We start from the raw sequence: 22,295 nt of genomic DNA, 5'->3' as shown, positions 1-22,295 counted from the left end.
CCGTGTCCGTACGCGAACTGGTCGTCCTCGGGACCGCCAGCCAGGTCCCGACCCGGCACCGCAACCACAACGGCTACCTGCTGCGCTGGGACGGCCAGGGCATCATGTTCGACCCCGGCGAGGGCACCCAGCGCCAGATGCTGCGGGCCGGGGTCGCCGCGCACGACCTCGACCGGATCTGCGTCACGCACTTCCACGGCGACCACTCGCTCGGCCTGGCCGGGGTGATCCAGCGGATCAACCTCGACCAGGTCCCGCACCCCGTCACCGCCCACTACCCGGCGAGCGGACAGCGCTTCTTCGAGCGGCTGCGGTACGCCACGGCCTACCGCGAGACCGTGAAGCTGGTCGAGGCGCCCGTCTCCGCCGACGGGCCGCTCGCCGTCACCGACGCGTACACCCTGGAAGCGCACCGGCTCTCCCACCCCGTCGAGTCCTACGGCTACCGGCTCGTCGAGCCCGACGGGCTCCGCATTCTGCCCGGGAAGCTCGCCGAGCACGGCATCGCGGGCCCCGACGTGGGCCGGATCCAGCGCGACGGCGTCCTGAACGGCGTCACCCTCGACGAGGTCAGCGAGGTCCGGCGCGGACAGCGCTTCGCCTTCGTCATGGACACCCGGCTCTGCGACGGCGTGCACGCCCTCGCCGACGGCGCCGACATGCTCGTCATCGAGTCGACCTTCCTCGACGAGGACGTCCGCCTCGCCGCCGACCACGGCCACCTGACGGCCGGACAGGCCGCCGCGGTCGCCCGGGACGCGGGCGTGCGGCACCTCGTCCTCACCCACTTCTCGCAGCGCTACCACGACCCCGCCGAGTTCGAACGGCAGGCGCGGGCGGCCGGGTTCGACGGCGAGCTGAGCATTGCCCAGGACCTCATGAGGGTCCCCGTACCGAAACGAACGTGACCATGCACCTCCCTACCGGGCCCCTCCCCAAGGCCGAACTGCACCTCCACATCGAGGGCACCCTCGAACCCGAGCTGGCCTTCGCGCTCGCCGCGCGCAACGGCGTCACCCTGCCGTACGCGGACACCGACGCCCTGCGCGAGGCGTACCGCTTCAGCGACCTCCAGTCCTTCCTGGACCTGTACTACGGCCTGATGGCGGTCCTGCGCACCGCCGGGGACTTCACCGAACTCGCCGACGCCTACCTGGAGCGGGCCGCCGCCCAGGGCGTCCGGCACGCCGAGATCTTCTTCGACCCGCAGGCGCACACCGCCCGCGGCGTCCCGATCGGCACCGTGATCGAGGGCCTGACCGCCTCCCTCGACCGGGCCGAGGAGCGGTACGGGATCTCCACCCGGCTCATCATGTGCTTCCTGCGCGACGAGTCCGCCGAGTCGGCCCTCGCCACCCTGGAGGCCGCGAAGCCGTACCTGGACCGGATCACCGGCGTCGGCCTGGACTCGGCGGAGGTCGGCCACCCGCCGGCCAAGTTCCGCGAGGTGTACGAGGAGGCCGCCCGGCTCGGTCTGCGCCGCGTCGCGCACGCGGGCGAGGAGGGGCCCGCGGCGTACGTCCGCGAGGCGCTCGACGTGCTCGGTGTCGAGCGGATCGACCACGGCCTGCGCTGCATGGAGGACCCCGACCTCGTCGCCCGGCTCGCCCGCGAGCGGGTCCCGCTCACCCTCTGCCCCCTGTCGAACGTCCGCCTCCGCGTCATCGACACCCTCGCCGACCATCCGCTCCGCGCGATGATGTCGGCCGGTCTCCTCGTCACCGTCAACTCCGACGACCCCGCCTACTTCGGCGGCTACGCGGGCGACAACTACGACGGCGTCCGCACCGCGCTCGGCCTCACGGAGGAACAGCTCCGGGAGCTGGCCCGCAACTCCTTCCTGGCGTCGTTCCTGGAGGACGACGAGGGGCGGCGGGAGCGGTATCTGGCGGAGGTGGAGGCGTATGCGTTCGGGGGTGGCGGGGCGTAGGCGCCCGTGGGGCGGGGCGGGGCGGGGTGGGTGCGGGTCGGGGGCGCCTGCGGCGGGCCTGTTCCCCCACCCCGCCCCTTCCCGTAACCGGGGCTCCGCCCCGGACCCCGCGCCTCAAACGCCGGCGGGGCTGCAGTTCAGCCCGTCCGGCGTTTGAGGACACGCCCGGAGGGCGTACGGGGTCCGGGGGCTCGCCCCCGGTTTCGGGAAGGGGCGGGGTGGGGAAGAAGCCCGCCGCAGGCGCCCCCGACCCGCACCCGGCCCCGCGCACCCCCACCCCCCTCACCCCCGATCGCTCGGCCTCGCCAGCCCGAACGTCGACTTCGTCAACCGCCGACGGCCCGCCGCGACCGGGACCCGGATCGGAGCCACCGGCTGCTCGGGCGCGCCCACCTGGGGCACCAGGGACGGCGTCGCCGAGGCGTTGCCGGCCAGGACGGCCGCGGGGGCGCCGCCGCGGCGGCGGATCGAGCCGGGGACCAGGGGGCGGCCGGAGACGTGCCGGGCCACGGCCGTCATGGGGGCGGCGACCAGGAGGAGCAGGGCGCAGAGGACCGCGCCCATGCCCGGGTAGCCCGCGCCCTCCGAGAGGAGGCTGCCGGTCACCGGGCCGCAGGCCACGCCCAGGGAGGACGCCGAGCCGACCAGGACGGCCCAGCGGCCGCGCGGGTCGAGGGAGGCGGCCAGGCCCAGGAGGTAGGACAGGACGACCGGGTAGAAGGCGTTCCACAGGATCTCGCCGGTCGCGAACGAGACCAGGCCGCCGGCGGACGAACTCAGCAGCACGCAGCCGGCGATGAGGACCGTGCCGGCCCCGATCGGCACCGCCCGGCCCAGGCGCGAGCCGAGCGCCCCCGCCGCCGTGACCCCGGCGAGCCCCGCGCCGAGCGCCGCCGCGAAGACCGCGCCGACGGTGACCTCGGAGAGCCCGGCCTGGGTGGTCCCGATGCGGCCGCTCACGCCCCACAGCGCGTTCTGCGCGAGGGACCAGCACAGGATGCCGCCCGCGAGGACGGCCCCCGCCCGGCGGTACGGCAGCGGGCCCGTCACGGACGCCACGGACCCGGCGGACGACTTCCGGCCCGCGCCCGCATCCGCACGCGTACCGCCCGGCAGACGGCCCGTCACCGGCCACACCAGGACCGCCGCGCAGGCAATCGCGAGCAGCGGGGGCGCGTGGCCGGAGCCCAGGTGGGGGAGCGTCAGATAGAGGGCGCCCGCCGTGGCCGAGACGGAGAGCAAGCCCAGGCTGGAGGCCCGGTGCGGGTCCGGCCGCCCGGCGATCCCGGCGGCGGCCACCGCCGTCGCCGTGCCCGAGCCGAGGCCGCCGAGGACGGCACCCGCGACCACCAGCGGCACGGTGCCGGTCGCGGCGGCGGAGCCGTACCCGACGATCATGGCGAGCAGGCCCGCGCGGGCCGCCCGGCGCGGTCCGACCCGCTCCCCGCGCGCGGCGAGCGCGAAACCGGCGGACGAGGAGCCGAGCAGCAGCACGGAGCCGACCAGGCCCGCCTGCGCGGGGGTGAGGCCGAGCCCGGCGGAGAGGCGGCCGACGACGGTCGGCAGCAGGTACGGGGCCAGGTAACCGGCCGTGAAGAGTGCGACGAGGGCGACGAGGGCCCCCGCGCCGCGAGACCGCGACGACATGGGCGTTCCCAGGAACAAGAAGGGGAGGGGTGGAGCGCCCGGTGGTGCGTGAGAGGCACGGGGTCGCGGGATCATGTGTATCAAGCGGGCGAGGGGTGGGAGAAGACGGTTTCCACCGGTACGGGATGTGATCCGCGACACTTCCTGTTTGGCGGGGCGGTTTCCGGGTAAAGAAGACGTCCTCCTCGTGCGTCCCACCCGTCTCCCGACCCCCATCGGGCACACTGGGCGGATCCGCACCGCGACCGGGGAGCCCGCCGTGACCACACCCAGGGGAGAGCAGCCGCAACACGACGCCGAGGTCGACCCGTTGGAGCGCCTGCGCGAGCCCACCGACCCCGCCTGCGACGTCTTCCTGACCGGCACGGTCTTCCTCGACATCATCTTCACCGGCCTCGACAGCGCCCCCGTCCGCGGTACCGAGTCCTGGGCCCGCGGCATGGGCTCCAGCCCCGGCGGTGTCGCCAACATGGCCACTGCCCTCGCCCGCCTCGGCCTGCACACCTCCCTCGCCGCCGCCTTCGGCGACGACCACTACGGCGAGTACTGCTGGGACGCCCTGGAGCAGGGCGAGGGCATCGACCTCTCCTTCTCCCGCACGGTTCCCGGCTGGCACTCCCCGGTCACCGTCTCCATGGCCTACGAGGGCGAGCGCACGATGGTCTCGCACGGCCACGAGGCCCCGCCGTCCGAGGGCGCCCTGCCCGCCTGCCCGCCGCACGCGCGCGCGGCCGTCGCCTCCCTCGCCCCCGGCCGCCCCGAGGAGTGGGTCGCCCAGGCCGCCCGCGCCGGTGCCAAGGTCTTCGCCGACGTCGGCTGGGACGACACCGGCCGCTGGGACCTGGCGGCCCTCCCGGACCTGGAGCACTGCGAGGCGTTCCTGCCCAACGCCGCCGAGGCGATGCGCTACACCCGCACCGACTGCCCCCGGGCCGCCGCCCGCGCCCTCGCCGACAAGGTCCGCTACGCCGTGGTCACCCTCGGCGCCGAGGGCGCCTACGCCGTCGACGGCGCCACCGGCGAGACCGCCGAGGTCCCCGCCATCCAGGTCTCCGCCCTCGACCCGACCGGCGCCGGGGACGTCTTCGTCGCCGGTTTCGTCACCGGCACCCTCGCCGGCTGGCCCCTCGCCGACCGGCTCGCCTTCGCCGGCCTCACCGCCGCCCTCTCCGTCCAGGAGTTCGGCGGCTCCCTCTCCGCCCCCACCTGGGACGAGATCGCCGCCTGGTGGCAGCGGGCCCAGGGCGACGCCCGACAGGACCCCGAGGCCCTGCGCGGCCGCTACGCCTTCCTGGAGCGCCTCCTGCCCGCCCCCGCCCGCCCCTGGCCGCTGCGCAGGGCGGTCCCGACGATCGGCTTCCGCGCGGCCGCCTCGTAGGACCCGTTCCCGGACACACCACTCGAACGGCCCTTCGTAAACCCCTTAGGCACTGTCGGTGCCAGGTCGTAGGCTTGGTGATCGAGAGGTTGTCGAGCCGCGAGAACCCCGCGTACGGGAGGTATGCGCAGGCCACAGTGCCGGCCCATGACTCACACACCCACAGCCCACGACGGAGCGCCCCGCGACGAGGCGCACGGACAGGCCCGCGCCCACTTCGCGGTCCCCGCCAAGCACCCCATGGTGACCCTGCTGGGCTCCGGCGACTCCCTGCTCCGCGTCATCGAGCGCTCGTTCCCCGGGACCGACATCCACGTCCGGGGCAACCAGGTCAGCGCGGTCGGCGACGCGGCGGAAGTCGCTCTGATCCAGCGCCTGTTCGACGAGATGATGCTGGTGCTCCGCACCGGTCAGCCGATGACGGAGGACGCAGTGGAACGCTCGATCGCCATGCTCAGGGCGAGCGGGGACGGAACGGCGGAGGGCGGCGAGGAGACTCCCGCCGAGGTGCTCACGCAGAACATCCTCTCCAGCCGAGGACGCACGATCCGTCCCAAGACGCTCAACCAGAAGCGGTACGTCGACGCCATCGACAAGCACACGATCGTCTTCGGCATCGGCCCCGCGGGCACCGGCAAGACCTACCTCGCCATGGCCAAGGCGGTCCAGGCCCTGCAGTCCAAGCAGGTCAACCGGATCATCCTGACCAGACCCGCCGTCGAGGCGGGCGAGCGGCTCGGCTTCCTGCCGGGCACGCTCTACGAGAAGATCGACCCGTACCTGCGCCCGCTCTACGACGCCCTGCACGACATGCTCGACCCGGACTCGATCCCCAAGCTGATGGCGAGCGGGACGATCGAGGTCGCGCCCCTGGCGTACATGCGGGGTCGCACCCTGAATGACGCGTTCATCATCCTGGACGAGGCGCAGAACACGAACCCCGAGCAGATGAAGATGTTCCTCACCCGTCTCGGCTTCGACTCGAAGATCGTCATCACCGGTGACGTCACCCAGGTCGACCTGCCGAACGGGACGAAGAGCGGTCTGCGGCAGGTCCGCGACATCCTCGACGGGGTCCCCGACGTCCACTTCTCGACGCTCACGTCGCAGGATGTCGTCCGGCACAAGCTCGTCGGCCGTATCGTCGACGCGTACGAGCTGTACGACAGCCGCAACGGCCGCAACGGGAAGTAGTCACAGAACCACCATGTCGATCGACGTCAACAACGAGTCCGGCACCGAGGTAGACGAGCAGTCGATCCTCGACATCGCCCGCTACGCGCTCGCGCGGATGCGCATCCACCCCCTCTCCGAGCTCTCGGTGATCGTCGTGGACGCGGAGGCGATGGAGCAGCTCCACATCCAGTGGATGGACCTGCCCGGCCCCACGGACGTCATGTCCTTCCCGATGGACGAGCTGCGCCCGCCGGCGAAGGACGACGCGGAGCCCCCGCAGGGGCTCCTCGGCGACATCGTGCTCTGCCCCGAGGTCGCCACCCAGCAGGGCAAGGACGCGCCGACGCAGCACTCCATGGACGAGGAGCTCCAGCTCCTCACCGTCCACGGAGTGCTGCACCTCCTCGGCTACGACCACGAGGAGCCCGACGAGAAGGCCGAGATGTTCGGCCTCCAGGCGGCGATCGTCGACGGCTGGCGCGCGGAGAAGGGCCTGACCGGCCCCTCCCCGGCGCCGACCGTCTCCTGATCCCGATGGACGTCTCGCTGATCCTCGGGGCGGTCGCGCTCGTCGTCGTGGCCTGGCTCGCCGCCTGCGCCGAGGCGGGCCTCGCCCGGATCTCCAGCTTCCGCGCCGCCGAGGCCGTACGGTCCGGGCGGCGCGGGGCCGAGAAGCTCGCCCGGGTCGCCTCCGACCCGACCCGCTACCTCAACGTGGCGCTGCTCGTCCGCGTCGCCTGCGAGATGGCGGCCGGCGTCCTCGTGACGTACGCCTGCCTGGAGGCCTTCCCGGAGACCTGGGAGGCGCTCCTCGTCGCCATCGCCGTCATGGTCCTCGTCTCGTACGTGGCCGTCGGCGTCTCGCCGCGCACCATCGGCCGCCAGCACCCGCTGAACACGGCGACCGCCGCCGCGTACGTCCTGGTGCCCCTCGCCCGGATCATGGGCCCGATCCCGCAGCTCCTGATCCTCATCGGCAACGCGCTCACCCCCGGCAAGGGCTTCCGCAAGGGCCCCTTCGCCTCCGAGGCCGAGCTGCGGGCCCTGGTCGACCTCGCCGAGCAGGAGTCGCTGATCGAGGACGACGAGCGCCGCATGGTGCACTCCGTCTTCGAGCTGGGCGACACCCTGGTGCGCGAGGTCATGGTGCCCCGCACCGACCTGATCTGCATCGAGCGGTACAAGACCGTCCGCCAGGCCCTCACCCTCGCCCTGCGCTCCGGCTTCTCCCGGATCCCGGTCACCGGCGAGAACGAGGACGACATCGTCGGCATCGTCTACCTCAAGGACCTGGCCCGCCGGACCCACGTCAACCGGGAGTCGGAGTCCGACCTGGTGTCGACCGCGATGCGGCCGGCCGCCTTCGTGCCCGACACCAAGAACGCCGGCGACCTGCTGCGCGAGATGCAGCAGGAGCGCAACCACGTCGCCGTCGTCGTCGACGAGTACGGCGGCACGGCCGGGATCGTCACCATCGAGGACATCCTGGAGGAGATCGTCGGCGAGATCACCGACGAGTACGACCGGGAGCTGCCGCCGGTCCAGGAGCTCGGCGACGACCGGTACCGGGTCACCGCCCGCCTCGACATCGGGGACCTCGGCGAGCTCTACGGCCTGGGCCCCGACGAGTACGACGACGAGGACGTGGAGACCGTCGGCGGCCTGCTCGCCAAGGCCCTCGGCCGCGTCCCCATCTCGGGCGCGAAGTCCGTGGTGGAGCTGCCCGACGGGCGTTCGCTGCGGCTGACCGCCGAGTCCCCGGCCGGCCGCCGGAACAAGATCGTCACCGTCCTCGTGGAACCGGTGGAGCCGGTCGGAGCGGAGAAGGAATCCGAGTGACCCCCGCCGACCCGGAGTGACCCCCGCCGACCCCGAGTGACCCCCGAGGAGCCCGAGTGACCCCCGAGGAGCCCGAGTGACCCCCGACGAGCTGCGCGCCCTCTGCCTGGAGTTCGACGACGCGACGGAGGAGTTCCCCTTCGGCCCGGACACCTCCGTCTTCAAGGTCACCGGGAAGCTCTTCGCCCTGTCGGCGCTCGACTCCGAGCCGCTGCGCGTCAACCTCAAGTGCGACCCGGACGAGGCCGTGCGGCTCCGCGAGGAGCACCCGGCGATCGCCCCCGCCTACCACATGAACAAGCGGCACTGGAACACGGTGACCGTCGGCGAGCTCCCGGCCCCCATGGTCCGGGAGCTGGTCGAGGACTCGTACGACCTCGTCGTCGCGGGCCTGCCGAAGGCGGTACGGCTCCGCCTCGACCGGCCCTGAACCGGGACCTCCGTCACGGTCCTCAGGACCGGCGCCGCAGGCCCAGGCCGACGAGCAGTGCCGTGCCGAGGACGATCGCCGCGTCCAGGGCGAGGACCGTGCGGACGCCCCCGTACAGGTCCCCGCCCGTCGTGGCGAGCACCCCGAGCAGCGGGATCCCGATCGTGATGCCGACCTGCTGGGTCGTGGTCACGAGCCCCGTCGCCAGGCCCTGCTCCTCGTCGGGGACGCCGGAGGTGACGGTCAGGCCGTACGAGATGATCGCGCCCAGGTGGCACATGGAGGCCAGCGAGACCGCGACCGTCGCCAGGACCGCGCCCGAGTCCTCGGCCGTGCCGAGCAGCGCGGCCGTCAGCAGGCCCTGGCCGGCGAGCGAGGCCACCAGGGTGCGGCGGGCGCCGATCCGGCCGATCACCTTCGGCGCCAGTGTCCCGGCGACGACCGAGAGCACGCCCTGCGCCCCGAAGACCAGACCGGTGGCGAAGGCCGAGAGGCCCAGGGTCTCCTGGAGGTACAGGGTCAGGACGAAGACGACGGTCGACATCATCGCGAAGGTGACGAGTCCGCCCAGGTTGCCGAAGGCGATCGTGCCCCGCCGCAGCATCGGCAGCGAGACCAGCGGGGCCGCGTGCCGGGACTCGACCCGCACGAAGGCCGCGAGCAGCAGCACGCCCGCCGCCAGGGTGATCCGCACGTCCGTGCCGCCGAAGCCGCGCTCGGCCGCCGTCGACAGGGCGTAGATCAGGGCGAGCAGGCCGCCGGTGAAGGTGACCGCGCCGGGCACGTCGAGCCGGGGCCGATCGGGCGTCCGCGACTCGGGCAGCAGGCCCGGCGCCAGCGGCAGCACGATCAGGGTGAAGAGAGCCAGCAGGCCCATCGTGGAGCGCCAGCCGAGGGTGTCGGTCATGACTCCGCCGAGCACCATGCCCACGGTGAAGCCGAGCGAGAGCAGGGTGCCGGAGATGCCGAGCGCCCGGTCCCGCAGCGGTCCCTCGGGGAAGGTGGTCGTCAGGAGGGACATGCCGGTGGGCACGATCGCGGCGGCGCCGAGGCCCTGGAGGGCGCGCCCGGTGAGGAAGGCGGCCGGGTTCCACGCGAGGGCGGCGAGCAGCGAGGCCGCGCCGAAGACGGCGAGCCCGGCGAGGAAGAGCCGCTTGCGCCCGTAGAGGTCGCCGATCCGCCCGAAGAGCAGCAGGAAGCCGCCGGAGGGCAGGGCGAAGGCGGTCACGGCCCACTGGAGGGCCGAGTGGTCGAGACCGAGGTCGGGGCCGAGGACGGGCAGCGCCACGTTCAGCACGGAGAAGTCGAGCGCCACCATGAACTGGGCGGCGCACAGCACGAAGAGGACGAGCCGGTCGCGCCGGCCGAGGGCCGGGGGAGCGGGGGCCTCGGCCCCGTCCGGGGAGGGGGAGGGGGAGGAGGAAGGGGTCAGGGTTGCCATGGCTCCACCCTGGGCGGGCGGGAACAGGGCTGGGGAGCGGGAACTTATCCTGTTGGTCGCACCACCAGGCGACGGTCGCCCGCGCACCGCCGGGCATCCGGGCCGATCGCACCACCAGGCGTCCAGGGGGAGGAAGCACACGTGGCCACCGCTGCCGAGAGCACCGACGCGAAGCGGCACCGCCTCGGTGAACTGCGCGAGTTCCTGATGAGCCGCCGGGCCCGGGTCCGGCCGGCCGAGGCCGGCCTCCCGGACGGCGGCCGCCGCCGCACCCCGGGCCTGCGCCGCGAGGAGGTCGCCGTCCTCGCGGGCGTCGGGGTCTCCTGGTACCAGTGGCTTGAGCAGGGCAGGGACATCACGGTCTCGCCCCAGGTCCTGGACTCGGTGGCGCGGGTGCTGCGCCTGAGCCCGGCCGAGCGGCGCCACCTGTACGTCCTGGCGGCCCTGAACCCGCCGGCCCTGGAGACGGCCCCCGAGGACCGGGACATGTGCCACGGGCTGCGGCGGCTGATCGACGCGTGGATGCCGTTCCCGGCGCACATCATGGACGCGTACTGGAACACGGTCCTGTACAACGACGCGGCGTCGATCGTGCTCGGGATGCGGCCGGGAATCTCCCAGAACTGCCTGGTCGCCTTCTTCACCGACCCGCTGTACCGCGCCCGGGCGGGCCACTGGGAGGAGCTGGCGGCGAGGGTGGTCGCGCAGTTCCGGTCGGCCTGCTCGGAGAACCCCGAGGACGAGGGCTTCCGGGCGGTGGTCGAGGAGGCCAGGGCGCGGAGCGCGGAGTTCGCGGAGCTGTGGGAGCGGCGGGACGTCCTGCCGGGCGGCCAGAACCGCAAGGAGATGGAGCACCCGCTGGTCGGCACGCTGGTCGTCGAGGCGACCCAGCTCAGGATCCCGGCCCGTCCCGACCTGGTCGTCGTGATGCACACCCCGCTCCCGGAGGCCGACACGGCCGCGAAGCTGGAGTGGCTGGTCTCCCCGGAGGGGCGGCGCGGGGCGATGTACCCGGTGGCGGGCTGAGGTCCCGTCCGGGGCGTGCGGAGGCCCCGCCTATGCTCGCTCCATGACACTCAGCAGCGAGCACGGCGACCTCGGCGCCGAGGACCTCAAGATCATCACCCTGGCGCGGAGCGCGCGGGCCCGCAACGGCGTGGCCGAGGGCGCGGCCGTGCGCGACGAGACCGGCCGGACCTACGTGGCCGGGACCGTGGCCCTCGAATCGCTCCGGCTGAGCGCCCTGCAGACCGCCGTCGCGATGGCGGTGGCCAGCGGCGCCGAGTCCCTGGAGGCGGCGGCCGTCGTGACGACCGCCGAGGCGGCCTCGGACGCGGACCGCGCGGCCGTGCGGGACCTCGGCGGCCCGGAGACCCCGGTCCTGCTCGCGGGCCCGGACGGGAAGCTGCGACAGGCCGTCACGGCGGGCTGAGGCGCCCTGCCGGGAGTCGCCGGGGCTTCGGAGCCGTGCCCTGCCGGGAGCCGCCGGGGGCTTCGGAGCGCACCCCGCCGGACCCTCCGCACCCACTGGGTGCGTGGCGCGGGCGCTCATCGGGGACAATGGCCCCCATGAGCGCTCGCAACCAAGAAACCGAAGCCGTCCACCGGGCCGGCTTCGCCTGCTTCGTCGGCCGCCCCAACGCGGGCAAGTCCACCCTCACGAACGCTCTGGTCGGCCAGAAGGTGGCCATCACCTCGAACCGGCCGCAGACCACCCGGCACACCGTCCGGGGCATCGTGCACCGCCCGGACGCGCAGCTGATCCTGGTCGACACCCCCGGCCTCCACAAGCCGCGCACCCTCCTGGGCGAGCGGCTCAACGACGTCGTGCGCACCACCTGGGCCGAGGTCGACGTGATCGGCTTCTGCCTGCCCGCCGACCAGAAGCTCGGCCCGGGCGACCGCTTCATCGCCAAGGAACTGGCCGGGATCAAGAAGACCCCCAAGGTCGCGATCATCACCAAGACCGACCTGGTCGACTCCAAGACGCTCGCCGAGCAGCTCATCGCCGTCGACCAGCTCGGCAAGGAGCTGGGCTTCGAGTGGGAGCAGATCGTCCCGGTCTCGGCCGTCGGCGACAAGCAGGTGCAGCTCGTCGCGGACCTGCTCGTCCCGCTCCTCCCCGAGTCCCCGCCGCTCTACCCGGAGGGCGACCTGACGGACGAGCCCGAGCAGGTCATGGTCGCGGAGCTGATCCGTGAGGCCGCGCTCGAAGGCGTGCGGGACGAGCTGCCGCACTCCATCGCGGTGGTCGTGGAGGAGATGATCCCCCGCGAGAACCGCCCGGCGGACCGGCCGCTGCTCGACATCCACGCCAACGTGTACATCGAGCGCCCCAGCCAGAAGGGCATCATCATCGGCCCCAAGGGCAGCCGCCTGAAGGAGGTCGGGATGAAGTCCCGCAAGCACATCGAGGCCCTGCTCGGCACCCCGGTCTTCCTTGACCTGCACGTGAAGGTCGCGAAGGACTGGCAGCGCGACCCGAAGCAGCTCAGGAAGCTGGGCTTCTAGAAGGACCCATGAGGAGGGGCCGCGCCCGGGACGCCCCGGACGCGGCCCTTCCTCATGCCGTCACGCCGTCACGCCGTCGTGGTGCCTCACGGCTGGATCAGCGAGTCCTTGTAGTAGACCGACGCCGTGCGCCCGCCCGAGGTCTCCCCCGAGGCGAAGCCCATGCAGAGGCGGAACACGTCGGGCTCGGACGCCTTCGGGATCTGGATGCCCAGGCCCTCCGGCTCGCGGAACGGCAGGGTGTAGCCGGCCTTCGAGTGGAAGGTCCGGACGATCTGCCCGGTGTTCAGGTCCACCGAGGTGAGGTGGGTGTTGCCCTCGCCCGGCGGGGAGATGACGATCTCGGGCGTCGACTCGTTGCCGTCGTGGTCCTGCTTGTAGCCGTACGAGTTGCCGTGCAGCATGTACAGGTACTGGCCGGCCACCGCGTACCCCTGGAACGAGGGCTTCCCGTAGCGGTTGCGGTCGATCGAGATCGCGGGCTCGGCGATCTCGGCCAGCGGCGTGCTGAAGTCGCCCGCGCGCGCCGCCGCCAGGTCGAAGATCCGGTAGTGCATCCCGTTGAGGCTGTACCGGACCACCAGGCGGTTGTTCAGCGGGTCGACGCCCGCCGTGTTGTTCACGCTGCCGGGGACGGGGGTGAACTTCTGCAGCGAGGTGCTGGTGGCGTCCAGCGGCGTGCTGGAGCTCGCGAACTTGAAGCGGCAGAGGCGGCGGCCCCGGCTCGTCCCCTCCTTGGTGTCCTGGACCGCGTCGACCTCGGTCCACAGGTAGGTGCTGCTGCCCGAGGGCTCGACGCCGATGCCGACGCCGTGGCCGAAGCCCCGCAGGTACATGTAGCCCGTGATCCTCGCGCTTCCGGCGCCCTCCGCCGTGTCGGCGCCGAGGGTCCACTCGGTGATCGCCAGGTCGCCGTGGAGGTCGCGGACGTCGGCGGAGACCGGCGCGGACTCGCCCTTGAGCTGGAGGCCGCCGCCGATGAGCTGGGCGAAGTAGAGGCGCCGGTTGACGTTGTCGAAGCCGAGGGACTGGATGACCGTTCCCCGGTGCACGGCCTTCTCGCGGAAGTAGGCCGGGCCGGTGTTGCCCTCGACGCGGATGAGCTTCGACGGCGGCAGTGCCAGGGCGGTGGCCGCCGTCCCGGCGCCCGTGCTCGCGGCGCTCGCGGTCCCCGCCGCCGTTCCGAGCCCGGCGACGGCCAGGGCGGTGACACCGCCGAGGGAGAGGAAGTCGCGCCGGTTGAGCTGACTGGCATTCATGTGGGCTTCACTTTCGCGAGGTTGACGGGCCGCGCCATCCTTTCAAGCCGCGCGGCGAAACTCGAACGTCAGGGCGAAAGTAGAGAGAGGGGAGGAGGGAGGGGCGTCCGGTTACGCGCCTTCCTTCAGGAGCCGGGTGATCAGGGCCCGCTGCTCCTTCGTGACCGCCGGGTCGCCGCACCGGACCGTGTGCCCGTCGATCGTGATCTCGTACGAGAAGCCGTCCCGGACGCCGGAGCGGTCACCGTCCCCGCCGTCACCGTCTCCGTCGGCCGCGAGGACCGCCCCGGCCAGGGCGGTCCACTCCCCGGCGTCGGGGCGGCCCGCGGTGTCCACCTCCGCCGACCGCTCGATGCCCGCGAAACCGCCCGTGCGCCGTACTCGAATCCGCATGGACCTTGTCCTACCCCGGCTCAGTCCGTCGGCACGCCCACCGCCGCCCAGGACTTCAGGACGGCCTGGATCTCGGCCCCGTCGCCGTACCGGTCCTTCGCCGCCTTCGCCGTCGCCGCCGCGAACTCGGCGAACCGGGTCTCCGGGGTGAGGGTGCCGCCGGTCATCACGTCGTACCAGATCTGCCCGGCCCGCTCCCACGCGTTGCCGCCCAGCTCGGTCGCCGCCAGGTAGAAGGCGTGGTTGGGGATGCCGGAGTTGATGTGCACCCCGCCGTTGTCGCGGCTCGTGCGGACGTAGTCGTCCATGTGGGCGGGCTGCGGGTCCTTGCCGAGGACGTCGTCGTCGTACGCCGTGCCCGGGGCCTTCATGGAGCGCAGGGCCCTGCCCTGCACGTCCGGGTGGAAGAGGCCCTCACCGATCAGCCAGTCCGCCGCCTCGGCGCCCTGCCCGAGCGCGTACTGCTTCACGAGGGCGCCGAAGACGTCCGAGACGGACTCGTTGAGGGCGCCGGACTGGCTGAAGTACTCCAGGTTCGCCGTGTACTGGGTGAAGCCGTGGGCCAGTTCGTGCCCGATGACGTCCACGGGCAGGGTGAAGTCGAGGAAGATCTCGTCGTCGCCGTCCCCGAACACCATCTGCTCGCCGTTCCAGAAGGCGTTGCCGTAGTTCCGGTCGTAGTGGACGGAGGCGACCAGGGGCAGCCCGGAGCCGTCGATCGAGTCGCGCCCGAAGGCGTTCAGGAAGAGGTCGAACGTGGCGCCGAGGCCCGCGTACGCGCGGTTGACGGAGGCGTCGCCGGTCGCCTCCCCGCCCTCGGCGCGGACCTTCGCGCCCGGCAGGCCGGTGCCGTGCCGGCAGTCGTGGACGGTGCGGTGCGGCGCGGCGGCGGCGCGGGGGGCGGCCGTCGGGGGAGAGCCCGGCCGGGACAGCGCCCGGAAGGAGCGGGCCGAGGCGTCCGCGGCCAGGGTGCGGCGGGCGGCGGCGGCCACGGCGGCGTCGGAGGACTGGGCCAGATGCTCCAGGAGGTGCGGCGGCACGATCGAACAGAAGACAGGCGTGTGAGTGGTCATTCCAGCAATGTGGCAGTGCGTGACGGCGCTGTCACCAGGAGAGACGAGGATTGGCGAAATGGAGTGATCCGTCACTGTTCGAGTTTGATTCCGGGGCCGTCCCGCATACTGGAACGGGACGTCCGCTTCCACGTCCCTGGGCTAAGCTGCGGCACATCATGCGTTTCGGGCTGCTTCTCCTTAGCTGCCGCGGCGAGGGCCTGTAGTCGTAGGCCGACCCCCTCCCCGCGGGACCTGGTGTTGCGTTCGACAGTCGGCCGTCCTTCTCTCCGCTGGACCCGAGGAGCCCTACGCAATGTCGCAGTCCCCGTTCATCGGCCGCCCCACGCCCGTCACCAACGAGGCCCCGCTGCAGAAGCCGTCCGGGATGCCGATCCACAAGTACGGCCGGTACGAGGCCGTCGAGATCCCCGACCGCACCTGGCCCGACCGGCGCATCACCAAGGCCCCCCGCTGGCTGTCCACCGACCTGCGCGACGGCAACCAGGCCCTGATCGACCCGATGTCCCCGGCCCGCAAGCGCGAGATGTTCGACCTGCTCGTACGCATGGGCTACAAGGAGATCGAGGTCGGCTTCCCGTCCTCCGGCGAGACCGACTTCGCCTTCGTGCGCTCCATCATCGAAGAGGGCGCGATCCCGGACGACGTCACCATCTCCGTCCTGACCCAGGCCCGCGAGGACCTGATCGAGCGGACCGTCGAGTCCCTGGTCGGGGCCAAGCGGGCCACCGTCCACCTGTACAACGCCACCGCGCCCACCTTCCGCCGGGTCGTCTTCCGCGGCTCGAAGGAGGACATCAAGCAGATCGCCGTGGACGGCACGCGCCTGGTGATGGAGTACGCGGAGAAGCTGCTGGGCCCGGAGACGACCTTCGGCTACCAGTACAGCCCCGAGATCTTCACCGACACCGAGCTGGACTTCGCCCTGGAGGTCTGCGAGGCCGTCTGCGACGTCTGGCAGCCGGGCCCGGGCCGCGAGATCATCCTCAACCTGCCCGCCACCGTGGAGCGTTCGACGCCGTCCACGCACGCGGACCGGTTCGAGTGGATGTCCCGGAACCTGACCCGCCGCGAGTACGTCTGCATCTCCGCCCACCCGCACAACGACCGCGGCACGGCCGTGGCGGCGGCCGAGCTGGCCGTCATGGCCGGCGCCGACCGCGTCGAGGGCTGCCTGTTCGGCCAGGGCGAGCGCACCGGCAACGTCGACCTGGTGACCCTGGGCATGAACCTGTTCAGCCAGGGCGTCGACCCGCAGATCGACTTCTCGCAGATCGACGAGATCCGCCGCACCAGCGAGTACTGCAACCAGATGGAGGTCCACCCGCGCCACCCCTACGCGGGCGACCTGGTCTACACCGCCTTCTCCGGCTCCCACCAGGACGCCATCAAGAAGGGCTTCGACGCCATGGAGGCCGACGCGGCGGCCCGGGGCAAGACCGTGGACGACATCGAGTGGGCCGTCCCGTACCTGCCGATCGACCCCAAGGACGTCGGCCGCTCCTACGAGGCCGTCATCCGGGTCAACTCGCAGTCCGGCAAGGGCGGCATCGCGTACGTCCTGAAGAACGACCACAAGCTGGACCTGCCCCGCCGGATGCAGATCGAGTTCTCCCGGATCATCCAGCAGAAGACCGACACCGAGGGCGGCGAGGTCACGCCGGCCGCGATCTGGTCCGTCTTCCAGGACGAGTACCTGCCCAGCCCGGACGACACCGCGGCCCGCTGGGGTCGCATCCAGCTGCGCTCCGGCCAGACCACCTCCGACACCGACGGCACGGACACGCTGACCGTCGAGGCGGTCGTGGACGGCGTCGACACGGTCCTGACCGGCTCCGGCAACGGCCCGATCTCGGCCTTCTTCGCCGCCCTCCAGGCCGTCGGCGTGGACGCCCGCCTGCTGGACTACCAGGAGCACACGATGAGCGAGGGCGCCTCCGCGCAGGCCGCCTCCTACATCGAGTGCGCCATCGACGGCAAGGTCCTGTGGGGCATCGGCATCGACGCCAACACGACCCGCGCCTCCCTGAAGGCGGTCATCTCGGCGGTCAACCGCTCCGCCCGCTGACCTGCTCCGGCACCGCTGCCCCGCACCCTCCCGGAGGGTGCGGGGCAGCGCCGTGCACGGGCGGGGAGGCGGTCGCGGGACCACTCGTGAGGGTGATTCCGGGGCGGTCGAACGGTGACGTGTCTCGGCCATCTCCCCGGTGAACTGACGACGGGGTACTGACGCCACATCACGGATGTGGCTAACATCACGCCCACGCCGGCAGCGCAGCCGGGGCGTCGAGGAGGTGCGTATGCGGTCTGCCCGGAATTCACGTGGTGGGAAAGTGGGCATCTGCGGGATCCGCACCTCCTGGAACACCGTGGGGGACGGCGAGTTCTTCTGCGAGGTGTGCGGGGGCGACCGCAACTACCGGCGCCGCACCGGCCGCCGCAGGTTCGCCGTCCTGGGCGTCCCCGTCCTGCCCCGGGGCTGTACGGGCCCCGTCGTCGAGTGCGCGGCCTGTCACACGCACTTCGGTACGGAGGTGCTCGACCACCCGACGACGAGCCGTTTCTCCGCGATGCTGCGGGACGGGGTGCACACCGTCGCCCTGGCCGTCCTCGCGGCCGGCGGCACCGACTCCCGCGCCGTCCTGGACCGGGCCGTCAGCGCGGTCCGCTCCGCCGGCTTCACGGAGTGCACGGCCGTCCAGCTCGTCGACCTCGTGGAGGCCCTGGAGGCCGACACGGGGCGCTTCATGCCCGAGGTGAACCCCGAGGGCACGCTCCTCGCGATCGAGCTCCACGAGGCCCTGGAGCCGCTCTCCCCGCACCTGGCCCCCTCCGGACGGGAGTCGATCCTCGTCCAGGCGGCCCGGATCGCCCTGGCCGACGGCCCGTACATCCCGGCCGAGATGGAGGTCCTCGGCACCGTCGGCAACGCGCTCTCGCTGGCCCCGGACGACACCGTCCGGCTGCTCACCTCCGCGCGGACCGTCTCCTGAGCCGGGAGAAGTCCCGGGAGACGACTCCGCGAGGACCCGGATCCCCTCCGAGCCCTCGCGGTCGACGTACCGGAGCGACGGCTACTGGATCGCGCCGCTCGCGCGCAGCATGTCCTCGCGCTCCACGATCTTCACGCGCTCGCGGCCCTGCGGCTCGCCGAGCGCCTTCTCGGCGGCGTCCAGGGCGTACCAGCCCTCCCACGTGGTGTACGTGAGGCCCTTGCCCTCCAGGAAGGCCACGACCGCGTCCGTCTCCGGGGTGGCCGGGTCGAGCAGGCGCCCGTTCGCGAAGTCGTCCAGGAGGTTCGCCACGGTCTCGTTGGCGTCGCCCTTGGTGTGGCCGATGAGGCCGACCGGGCCGCGCCGGATCCAGCCGGTGACGTAGGTCGACGCCAGGTGCTCGCCGTTCTCCTGGATCACCCGGCCGCCCTCGTCCGGGACGGTGCCGCTGACGGCGTCCCACGGGAGCTTCGGCAGCTCGTCCGAGAGGTAGCCGACCGCGCGGTAGACGGCCTGGACGTCCCAGTCGGTGGTCTGCCCGGTGCCCTTGACGTTGCCGGTGCCGTCCAGCTCGGTGCGCTCGGTGCGCAGGCCGACGACCTTGCCGTCCTCGCCGAGGACCTCGACCGGGGACTCGAAGAAGTGCAGGAAGAGCTTGTGCGGGCGGTCGCCGATGTCGCGGATCGCCCAGTTCTCCAGGGTCTTCGCGACCATGTCGGTCTGCTTGTTCTTGCGGCGGTCCGCGATCGAGCCCTCGTCGTAGTCGATGTCCTCGGGGTTGACGATGACCTCGATGTTGGGGGAGTGGTCCAGCTCGCGCAGCTCCATCGGGCTGAACTTCGCCTGCGCCGGGCCGCGGCGGCCGAAGACGTGCACTTCAAGGGCCTTGTTGGCCTTCAGGCCCTCGTGGACGTTGGCCGGGATCTCGGTCGGCAGCAGCTCGTCCGCCGTCTTCGCCAGGATGCGGGCGATGTCGAGGGCCACGTTGCCGACGCCGAGGACGGCGACCTTCTCGGCGGACAGGTCCCAGGTGCGCGGGACGTCCGGGTGGCCGTCGTACCAGGAGGCGAAGTCGGCGGCGCCGAGGCAGCCGTCCAGCTCCACGCCGGGGATCTTCAGCTCGCGGTCCGCCATGGCGCCGGTCGAGAAGACCACGGCGTCGTAGAAGGAGCGCAGGTCGTCCAGGTGCACGTCGGTGCCGTAGTCGACGTTGCCGAACAGGCGGACCTGCGGCTTGTCGAGCACCTGGTGCAGCGCGTTGATGATGCCCTTGATGCGCGGGTGGTCGGGGGCGACGCCGTAGCGGATGAGGCCGAAGGGCGCCGGCATCCGCTCGAAGATGTCGATCGACACGCCCGGCTCGGCGGCGGCCTCGGACTTCAGCAGCGCATCGGCGGCGTAGATTCCGGCGGGGCCGGCGCCGACGATCGCGACCCGGAGGGGGCGGGGCATGACTGGGTTCCCTTCGCAGCGACATGGCGGCGGAGCCGCCGACACTTAGGTCACCCTAAATAATGCACGACCCGGAGCGGTACCCCGCCCCTGCCTATGAGGTCATAAGTCCACCTTATGACTTCCATAAGTATGACTAGGCGGGGCCGTCAAGCGCCGTGGGATCGAGGATCGTCAGGACGGCCATGGCGATCGCGGAGGCGTACGCGCCCAGGCCCAGGAGCACGAGGAACAGTCCCGCGCAGAACTCCCCGCGCCGCAGCAGGGCCGCCCTCGGCAGGACGACGTTCCCCGGGTCCCGGGAGTCGTAACTGATCTTGACGCCCATGCGGCCCGGCCAGGTGAACACGTGGCGGATCAGGCCCGCCGGGTCCACGTAGAGGTACGTTCCCGGCTCCTGCGGATTCTCCGCCGCGAAGGTCGTGACGCCGTGCCGGACCAGACGCCACTCGCGGTACCAGTTAGCCAGCGCGTTCGCCCCGGCGGCGAGGCCCGCCGTCCCCACGACGCCGCCGGGGACGAGCATGATCAGGACGAACGGGTCCCCGAGCGCGCAGACGAGCACGCCCGCGACGACGAGCGCGCCGAGCAGGCCGTACGACCCCCGCTTGATGATTCGCAGCTTCCGCGCCCGCCGGCTCAGGGAAAGGGTGCGGGCCTCGACCAGGTCGGCCCCGTCGACCGTCGTGTCCCGCCCGGCCGCGCCCGGCAGGGCGGCGTTGACGGCCGCCGCGAACATCGTGGCCGCCGCCTCGCTCGTCCCGTCGATCCGGTGCGCGGACGGTACGGAGCCCGCCGGGGCCGTCAGCTCGACCGTGACCGACCGGCCCTCGGCCAGGACCCGTCCCACCGCCGCCAGCGGTATGCGGGCCTCCTCGTGCGGCCTGCTCAGGAGCAGCGCGTCGCCGTCGAACCGGAGCGAGGTCTTCTTCGCGCCCTGGACGACGGGTATGGACGGGGTCGTCGTCATCTCCGCACGCCGGCGACGAAGGCGGCCCAGGCGGTGGCGGGGACGACGAGGACGGGGCCGGGGTTCTTGCTGTCCCGGACGGGGACGACACCGGGGACGTCGTCGAGGACCTCGACGCAGCTGCCGCCCTCACCGTTGCTGTAGGTGCTTTTGCGCCAGGCGGCGCCAGCGAAGTCGTACGAGACTTCGACGCAGTCGCCGCCCGACGCGTTGCTGTAGCTGCTTTTGAACCAGTTGGCGTGAGTCAGGTCGTACGAGCGCATCGTCTGAAGTCCTCCGCCGCCGACTCGATCAGTTCGAGGGACGCCTCCGGCGACAAGGTGGCAACCCTGAGCAGATCGTAGGCGTGCTGTGCCTGCTTCACCACCGCCGGATCGTCGAGGAGCGTCCCCGAAAACTCCGTCTCCGTATAGGCCGTTGGCGGCTGGTCCGCGAACTCCATGAGCTTGAGTGTCCCGGTCATGTGCGCGTGTGCTCCGACCGCGCGCGGTACCACTGTCACCAGCACCCACCGCTTCCGGGCCAGCGCCAGAATGTGCTCCAGCTGCTCGGCCATGATGGCGGCGCCGCCCACGGAGGCGCGTACCGCGTTCTCGTGCAGTACGACCCAATACTCGGGCCTTGTAGCGTCCTGGAGGATCGCAGCCCGTTCCAGTCGGCCGGTGATCTGCTCGTCGATGTACTGCTCCGTGGCGAACGGATACGTGGCGACTGTCAGGGCCTTCGTGTAGCTCGCCGTCTGGAGCAGGCCCGGCATGGCCATCGGGGCGAACTCGCAGATCCTGGTCGCCACCCGCTCCAGCTCCGCGACCGCGTGGAAATAGGACGCGTACGGTGAGTTGTCGATGAGCTTGCGCCATGTTCGTTCGAAAATACCGCCGGTTTGTAGGACCTCGTCGATTCGTTTCGCCACATCGAGCTGTGGTTTTCGAATTCCCTGCTCGAACAGACCGATGTAGCCGCCCGAAACGAACACCCGTCCGCCCAGGTCGCCCTGGGAGAGTCCCGCCGCCTCCCTGCGTTCCTTCAGAACTTCTCCGAAGAACTCCCACACGTCCTGCCGCTTGCCTCTGGCCATGACTTAACTCCCCTGTCCTACCGCGCAGTTGTCGGCGTGCGCAGCTGTCGATTCTACGGATCAGGGGTCACTCTGGAGAGGCGAAGCGGGAAATGGATTCAGAAAGGCATACGTTGGTGAAGGAAGACATCACGAAGGCGTCCACGGGGACGGTCGGAGCCGCGCAGGAGGCGGTGGCGGAATTGCGCGAGGCGCTCGCGAGTGCGGGAATCACCCTTCCCTCGCTCGGCCTCGACGTCGTCACCCTCGCCGCCGATCCCCCGAGGCCGCTCGTGGAATTGGGATGCTGCACGGTGGAAACGGCCCGGCTCCTCGCCGCCGCCGTACTGCCGAGGGAGGAGAGTCGATCGTGACGCTGTCCATCGGGTCGTACGTCGTCGAGATCCGCACCGGACGGGTCGGGAGGCTCATGGGGCACGAGGGGCCCTACGTCCAGATCCGCCCGCTGGGCGGCGGGCGGGAGTGGGACGTGGAGCCCGAGGGGGTGCGGGAGGCCACCTCGGCCGAGCGCCTGAGCGCCGCCACCGCGCACGTCAACGCGCGCAGCCGGGGCGAGGTGCCTTGAGCGGCTGCGGGGCCCCCTAGGGCGTGTGTCGAAAGTCCCGTCTGCCCGGCGGCGCCCGGCACGCCCGCTCGCCGCGTTGTCGGGTCGCCCCGATACAACCAGTATCGGGGCGACCCTCCGCCTTGCGATCGCACGCACCGGACACCGCCGGGCCTGCCCT

23 protein-coding genes are annotated in these 22,295 nt (G+C 72.0%); 14 read left to right on the top strand and 9 right to left on the bottom strand.

The features are described 5' to 3' along the window. Positions 1–2: 2 nt before the first annotated feature. Positions 3–908, top strand: a complete 906-nt coding sequence (locus AB0398_RS13325) for a ribonuclease Z (RefSeq protein WP_366374590.1) — start codon at positions 3–5, stop codon at positions 906–908. Positions 909–910: 2 nt separating this feature from the next. Then, positions 911–1,930 (top strand): adenosine deaminase, encoded by a 1,020-nt coding sequence (locus AB0398_RS13320; protein ID WP_366374588.1) that lies wholly within the window; start codon positions 911–913, stop codon positions 1,928–1,930. Positions 1,931–2,212: 282 nt separating this feature from the next. Here AB0398_RS13320 and AB0398_RS13315 read toward each other — a convergent pair whose 3' ends face one another. Next, a complete protein-coding gene (locus tag AB0398_RS13315; protein ID WP_366374587.1) occupies positions 2,213–3,577 on the bottom strand; it encodes an MFS transporter in 1,365 nt (454 codons plus the stop codon). A 259-nt stretch (positions 3,578–3,836) separates the two neighbouring features. On the opposite strand from AB0398_RS13315, the gene AB0398_RS13310 reads away from it, so the two are divergent. The 5 genes from AB0398_RS13310 to AB0398_RS13290 all read left to right on the top strand — a co-directional run bounded on the left by AB0398_RS13310 (position 3,837) and on the right by AB0398_RS13290 (position 8,400). Continuing rightward, positions 3,837–4,955 (top strand): PfkB family carbohydrate kinase, encoded by a 1,119-nt coding sequence (locus AB0398_RS13310; protein ID WP_366374585.1) that lies wholly within the window; start codon positions 3,837–3,839, stop codon positions 4,953–4,955. Positions 4,956–5,102: 147 nt separating this feature from the next. Beyond that, positions 5,103–6,149, top strand: coding sequence for a PhoH family protein (locus AB0398_RS13305; RefSeq protein WP_366374583.1), 1,047 nt, complete (start codon positions 5,103–5,105; stop codon positions 6,147–6,149). 13 nt (positions 6,150–6,162) lie between these two features. After that, complete coding sequence (gene ybeY, locus AB0398_RS13300; protein WP_030211030.1) at positions 6,163–6,660, top strand: rRNA maturation RNase YbeY; 498 nt, start codon at positions 6,163–6,165, stop codon at positions 6,658–6,660. Between the two features lie 5 nt (positions 6,661–6,665). Continuing rightward, positions 6,666–7,970, top strand: a complete 1,305-nt coding sequence (locus tag AB0398_RS13295; protein ID WP_366374581.1) for a hemolysin family protein — start codon at positions 6,666–6,668, stop codon at positions 7,968–7,970. A gap of 76 nt (positions 7,971–8,046) precedes the next feature. Next, a complete protein-coding gene (locus AB0398_RS13290; RefSeq protein ID WP_366374579.1) occupies positions 8,047–8,400 on the top strand; it encodes an MmcQ/YjbR family DNA-binding protein in 354 nt (117 codons plus the stop codon). A gap of 22 nt (positions 8,401–8,422) precedes the next feature. Here the strand turns inward: AB0398_RS13290 and AB0398_RS13285 are convergent, their stop codons facing one another. Beyond that, positions 8,423–9,841, bottom strand: a complete 1,419-nt coding sequence (locus AB0398_RS13285; protein WP_366374577.1) for an MFS transporter — start codon at positions 9,839–9,841, stop codon at positions 8,423–8,425. A 141-nt stretch (positions 9,842–9,982) separates the two neighbouring features. Between AB0398_RS13285 and AB0398_RS13280 the strand changes: the two genes are divergently transcribed. The 3 genes from AB0398_RS13280 to era all read left to right on the top strand — a co-directional run bounded on the left by AB0398_RS13280 (position 9,983) and on the right by era (position 12,352). After that, positions 9,983–10,867 (top strand): helix-turn-helix transcriptional regulator, encoded by an 885-nt coding sequence (locus AB0398_RS13280; protein WP_366374575.1) that lies wholly within the window; start codon positions 9,983–9,985, stop codon positions 10,865–10,867. 43 nt (positions 10,868–10,910) lie between these two features. Beyond that, complete coding sequence (locus AB0398_RS13275; protein WP_366374574.1) at positions 10,911–11,273, top strand: cytidine deaminase; 363 nt, start codon at positions 10,911–10,913, stop codon at positions 11,271–11,273. 137 nt (positions 11,274–11,410) lie between these two features. After that, positions 11,411–12,352 carry a GTPase Era gene (era, locus tag AB0398_RS13270; protein ID WP_366374572.1) on the top strand — a complete coding sequence of 314 codons (942 nt, stop codon included), beginning with the start codon at positions 11,411–11,413 and terminating at the stop codon, positions 12,350–12,352. Positions 12,353–12,438: 86 nt separating this feature from the next. Here the strand turns inward: era and AB0398_RS13265 are convergent, their stop codons facing one another. From AB0398_RS13265 to AB0398_RS13255, 3 genes are all read right to left on the bottom strand, one after another. After that, a complete protein-coding gene (locus AB0398_RS13265) occupies positions 12,439–13,611 on the bottom strand; it encodes a teichoic acid biosynthesis protein C (RefSeq protein ID WP_366374570.1) in 1,173 nt (390 codons plus the stop codon). Positions 13,612–13,722: 111 nt separating this feature from the next. After that, the gene (locus tag AB0398_RS13260) at positions 13,723–14,004 is read right to left on the bottom strand and encodes a protealysin inhibitor emfourin (RefSeq protein WP_366374568.1); all 282 of its coding nucleotides are present in this window, start codon (positions 14,002–14,004) and stop codon (positions 13,723–13,725) included. Between the two features lie 20 nt (positions 14,005–14,024). Continuing rightward, positions 14,025–15,077, bottom strand: coding sequence for a M4 family metallopeptidase (locus AB0398_RS13255; RefSeq protein ID WP_366374566.1), 1,053 nt, complete (start codon positions 15,075–15,077; stop codon positions 14,025–14,027). Between the two features lie 295 nt (positions 15,078–15,372). On the opposite strand from AB0398_RS13255, the gene leuA reads away from it, so the two are divergent. Together leuA and AB0398_RS13245 are read left to right on the top strand one after the other, a co-directional pair. Next, positions 15,373–17,145 carry a 2-isopropylmalate synthase gene (leuA, locus tag AB0398_RS13250; protein ID WP_366374565.1) on the top strand — a complete coding sequence of 591 codons (1,773 nt, stop codon included), beginning with the start codon at positions 15,373–15,375 and terminating at the stop codon, positions 17,143–17,145. A 232-nt stretch (positions 17,146–17,377) separates the two neighbouring features. After that, positions 17,378–18,070, top strand: coding sequence for a TerB family tellurite resistance protein (locus AB0398_RS13245; protein ID WP_366374563.1), 693 nt, complete (start codon positions 17,378–17,380; stop codon positions 18,068–18,070). Between the two features lie 81 nt (positions 18,071–18,151). On the opposite strand, the gene AB0398_RS13240 is transcribed toward AB0398_RS13245, so the two are convergent. The 4 genes from AB0398_RS13240 to AB0398_RS13225 form a co-directional block, all read right to left on the bottom strand. Further along, positions 18,152–19,522, bottom strand: coding sequence for an FAD-dependent oxidoreductase (locus AB0398_RS13240; protein ID WP_366374562.1), 1,371 nt, complete (start codon positions 19,520–19,522; stop codon positions 18,152–18,154). 136 nt (positions 19,523–19,658) lie between these two features. Further along, positions 19,659–20,492, bottom strand: coding sequence for a hypothetical protein (locus tag AB0398_RS13235; RefSeq protein WP_366374560.1), 834 nt, complete (start codon positions 20,490–20,492; stop codon positions 19,659–19,661). After that, a complete protein-coding gene (locus AB0398_RS13230; RefSeq protein WP_366374558.1) occupies positions 20,489–20,755 on the bottom strand; it encodes a DUF397 domain-containing protein in 267 nt (88 codons plus the stop codon). The genes AB0398_RS13235 and AB0398_RS13230 overlap by 4 nt, the downstream gene beginning before the upstream one ends. Then, positions 20,737–21,570 carry a helix-turn-helix transcriptional regulator gene (locus tag AB0398_RS13225; RefSeq protein ID WP_366374557.1) on the bottom strand — a complete coding sequence of 278 codons (834 nt, stop codon included), beginning with the start codon at positions 21,568–21,570 and terminating at the stop codon, positions 20,737–20,739. Before AB0398_RS13225 ends, AB0398_RS13230 begins: the two co-directional genes overlap by 19 nt. 116 nt (positions 21,571–21,686) lie before the next feature. On the opposite strand from AB0398_RS13225, the gene AB0398_RS13220 reads away from it, so the two are divergent. After that, positions 21,687–21,923 carry a hypothetical protein gene (locus tag AB0398_RS13220; RefSeq protein ID WP_229991658.1) on the top strand — a complete coding sequence of 79 codons (237 nt, stop codon included), beginning with the start codon at positions 21,687–21,689 and terminating at the stop codon, positions 21,921–21,923. Next, positions 21,920–22,135: a hypothetical protein gene (locus tag AB0398_RS13215; protein ID WP_366374555.1), complete on the top strand. Its 216-nt coding sequence runs from the start codon at positions 21,920–21,922 to the stop codon at positions 22,133–22,135. Before AB0398_RS13220 ends, AB0398_RS13215 begins: the two co-directional genes overlap by 4 nt. Positions 22,136–22,295: the final 160 nt, after the last annotated feature.

The sequence above is a fragment of the Streptomyces sp. NPDC086147 genome, assembly GCF_040702165.1.
In the GTDB taxonomy this organism is placed as follows: domain Bacteria; phylum Actinomycetota; class Actinomycetes; order Streptomycetales; family Streptomycetaceae; genus Streptomyces.
Note: the sequence above shows the minus strand (reverse complement) of the source record. Positions and strands in the feature narration are given on the sequence as shown.

Bases quoted from the DNA above. Each gene is read 5' to 3' on its own strand.
- AB0398_RS13225 (WP_366374557.1), bottom strand. From the start codon at position 21,570: ATGGCCAGAGGCAAGCGGCAGGACGTGTGGGAGTTCTTCGGAGAAGTT.
- AB0398_RS13245 (WP_366374563.1), top strand. From the start codon at position 17,378: ATGCGGTCTGCCCGGAATTCACGTGGTGGGAAAGTGGGCATCTGCGGG.
- AB0398_RS13265 (WP_366374570.1), bottom strand. From the start codon at position 13,611: ATGAATGCCAGTCAGCTCAACCGGCGCGACTTCCTCTCCCTCGGCGGT.
- ybeY (WP_030211030.1), top strand. From the start codon at position 6,163: ATGTCGATCGACGTCAACAACGAGTCCGGCACCGAGGTAGACGAGCAG.
- AB0398_RS13275 (WP_366374574.1), top strand. From the start codon at position 10,911: ATGACACTCAGCAGCGAGCACGGCGACCTCGGCGCCGAGGACCTCAAG.
- AB0398_RS13230 (WP_366374558.1), bottom strand. From the start codon at position 20,755: ATGCGCTCGTACGACCTGACTCACGCCAACTGGTTCAAAAGCAGCTAC.
- AB0398_RS13260 (WP_366374568.1), bottom strand. From the start codon at position 14,004: ATGCGGATTCGAGTACGGCGCACGGGCGGTTTCGCGGGCATCGAGCGG.
- AB0398_RS13235 (WP_366374560.1), bottom strand. From the start codon at position 20,492: ATGACGACGACCCCGTCCATACCCGTCGTCCAGGGCGCGAAGAAGACC.
- AB0398_RS13240 (WP_366374562.1), bottom strand. From the start codon at position 19,522: ATGCCCCGCCCCCTCCGGGTCGCGATCGTCGGCGCCGGCCCCGCCGGA.
- AB0398_RS13255 (WP_366374566.1), bottom strand. From the start codon at position 15,077: ATGACCACTCACACGCCTGTCTTCTGTTCGATCGTGCCGCCGCACCTC.
- AB0398_RS13315 (WP_366374587.1), bottom strand. From the start codon at position 3,577: ATGTCGTCGCGGTCTCGCGGCGCGGGGGCCCTCGTCGCCCTCGTCGCA.
- AB0398_RS13295 (WP_366374581.1), top strand. From the start codon at position 6,666: ATGGACGTCTCGCTGATCCTCGGGGCGGTCGCGCTCGTCGTCGTGGCC.
- AB0398_RS13320 (WP_366374588.1), top strand. From the start codon at position 911: ATGCACCTCCCTACCGGGCCCCTCCCCAAGGCCGAACTGCACCTCCAC.
- leuA (WP_366374565.1), top strand. From the start codon at position 15,373: ATGTCGCAGTCCCCGTTCATCGGCCGCCCCACGCCCGTCACCAACGAG.
- era (WP_366374572.1), top strand. From the start codon at position 11,411: ATGAGCGCTCGCAACCAAGAAACCGAAGCCGTCCACCGGGCCGGCTTC.
- AB0398_RS13305 (WP_366374583.1), top strand. From the start codon at position 5,103: ATGACTCACACACCCACAGCCCACGACGGAGCGCCCCGCGACGAGGCG.
- AB0398_RS13285 (WP_366374577.1), bottom strand. From the start codon at position 9,841: ATGGCAACCCTGACCCCTTCCTCCTCCCCCTCCCCCTCCCCGGACGGG.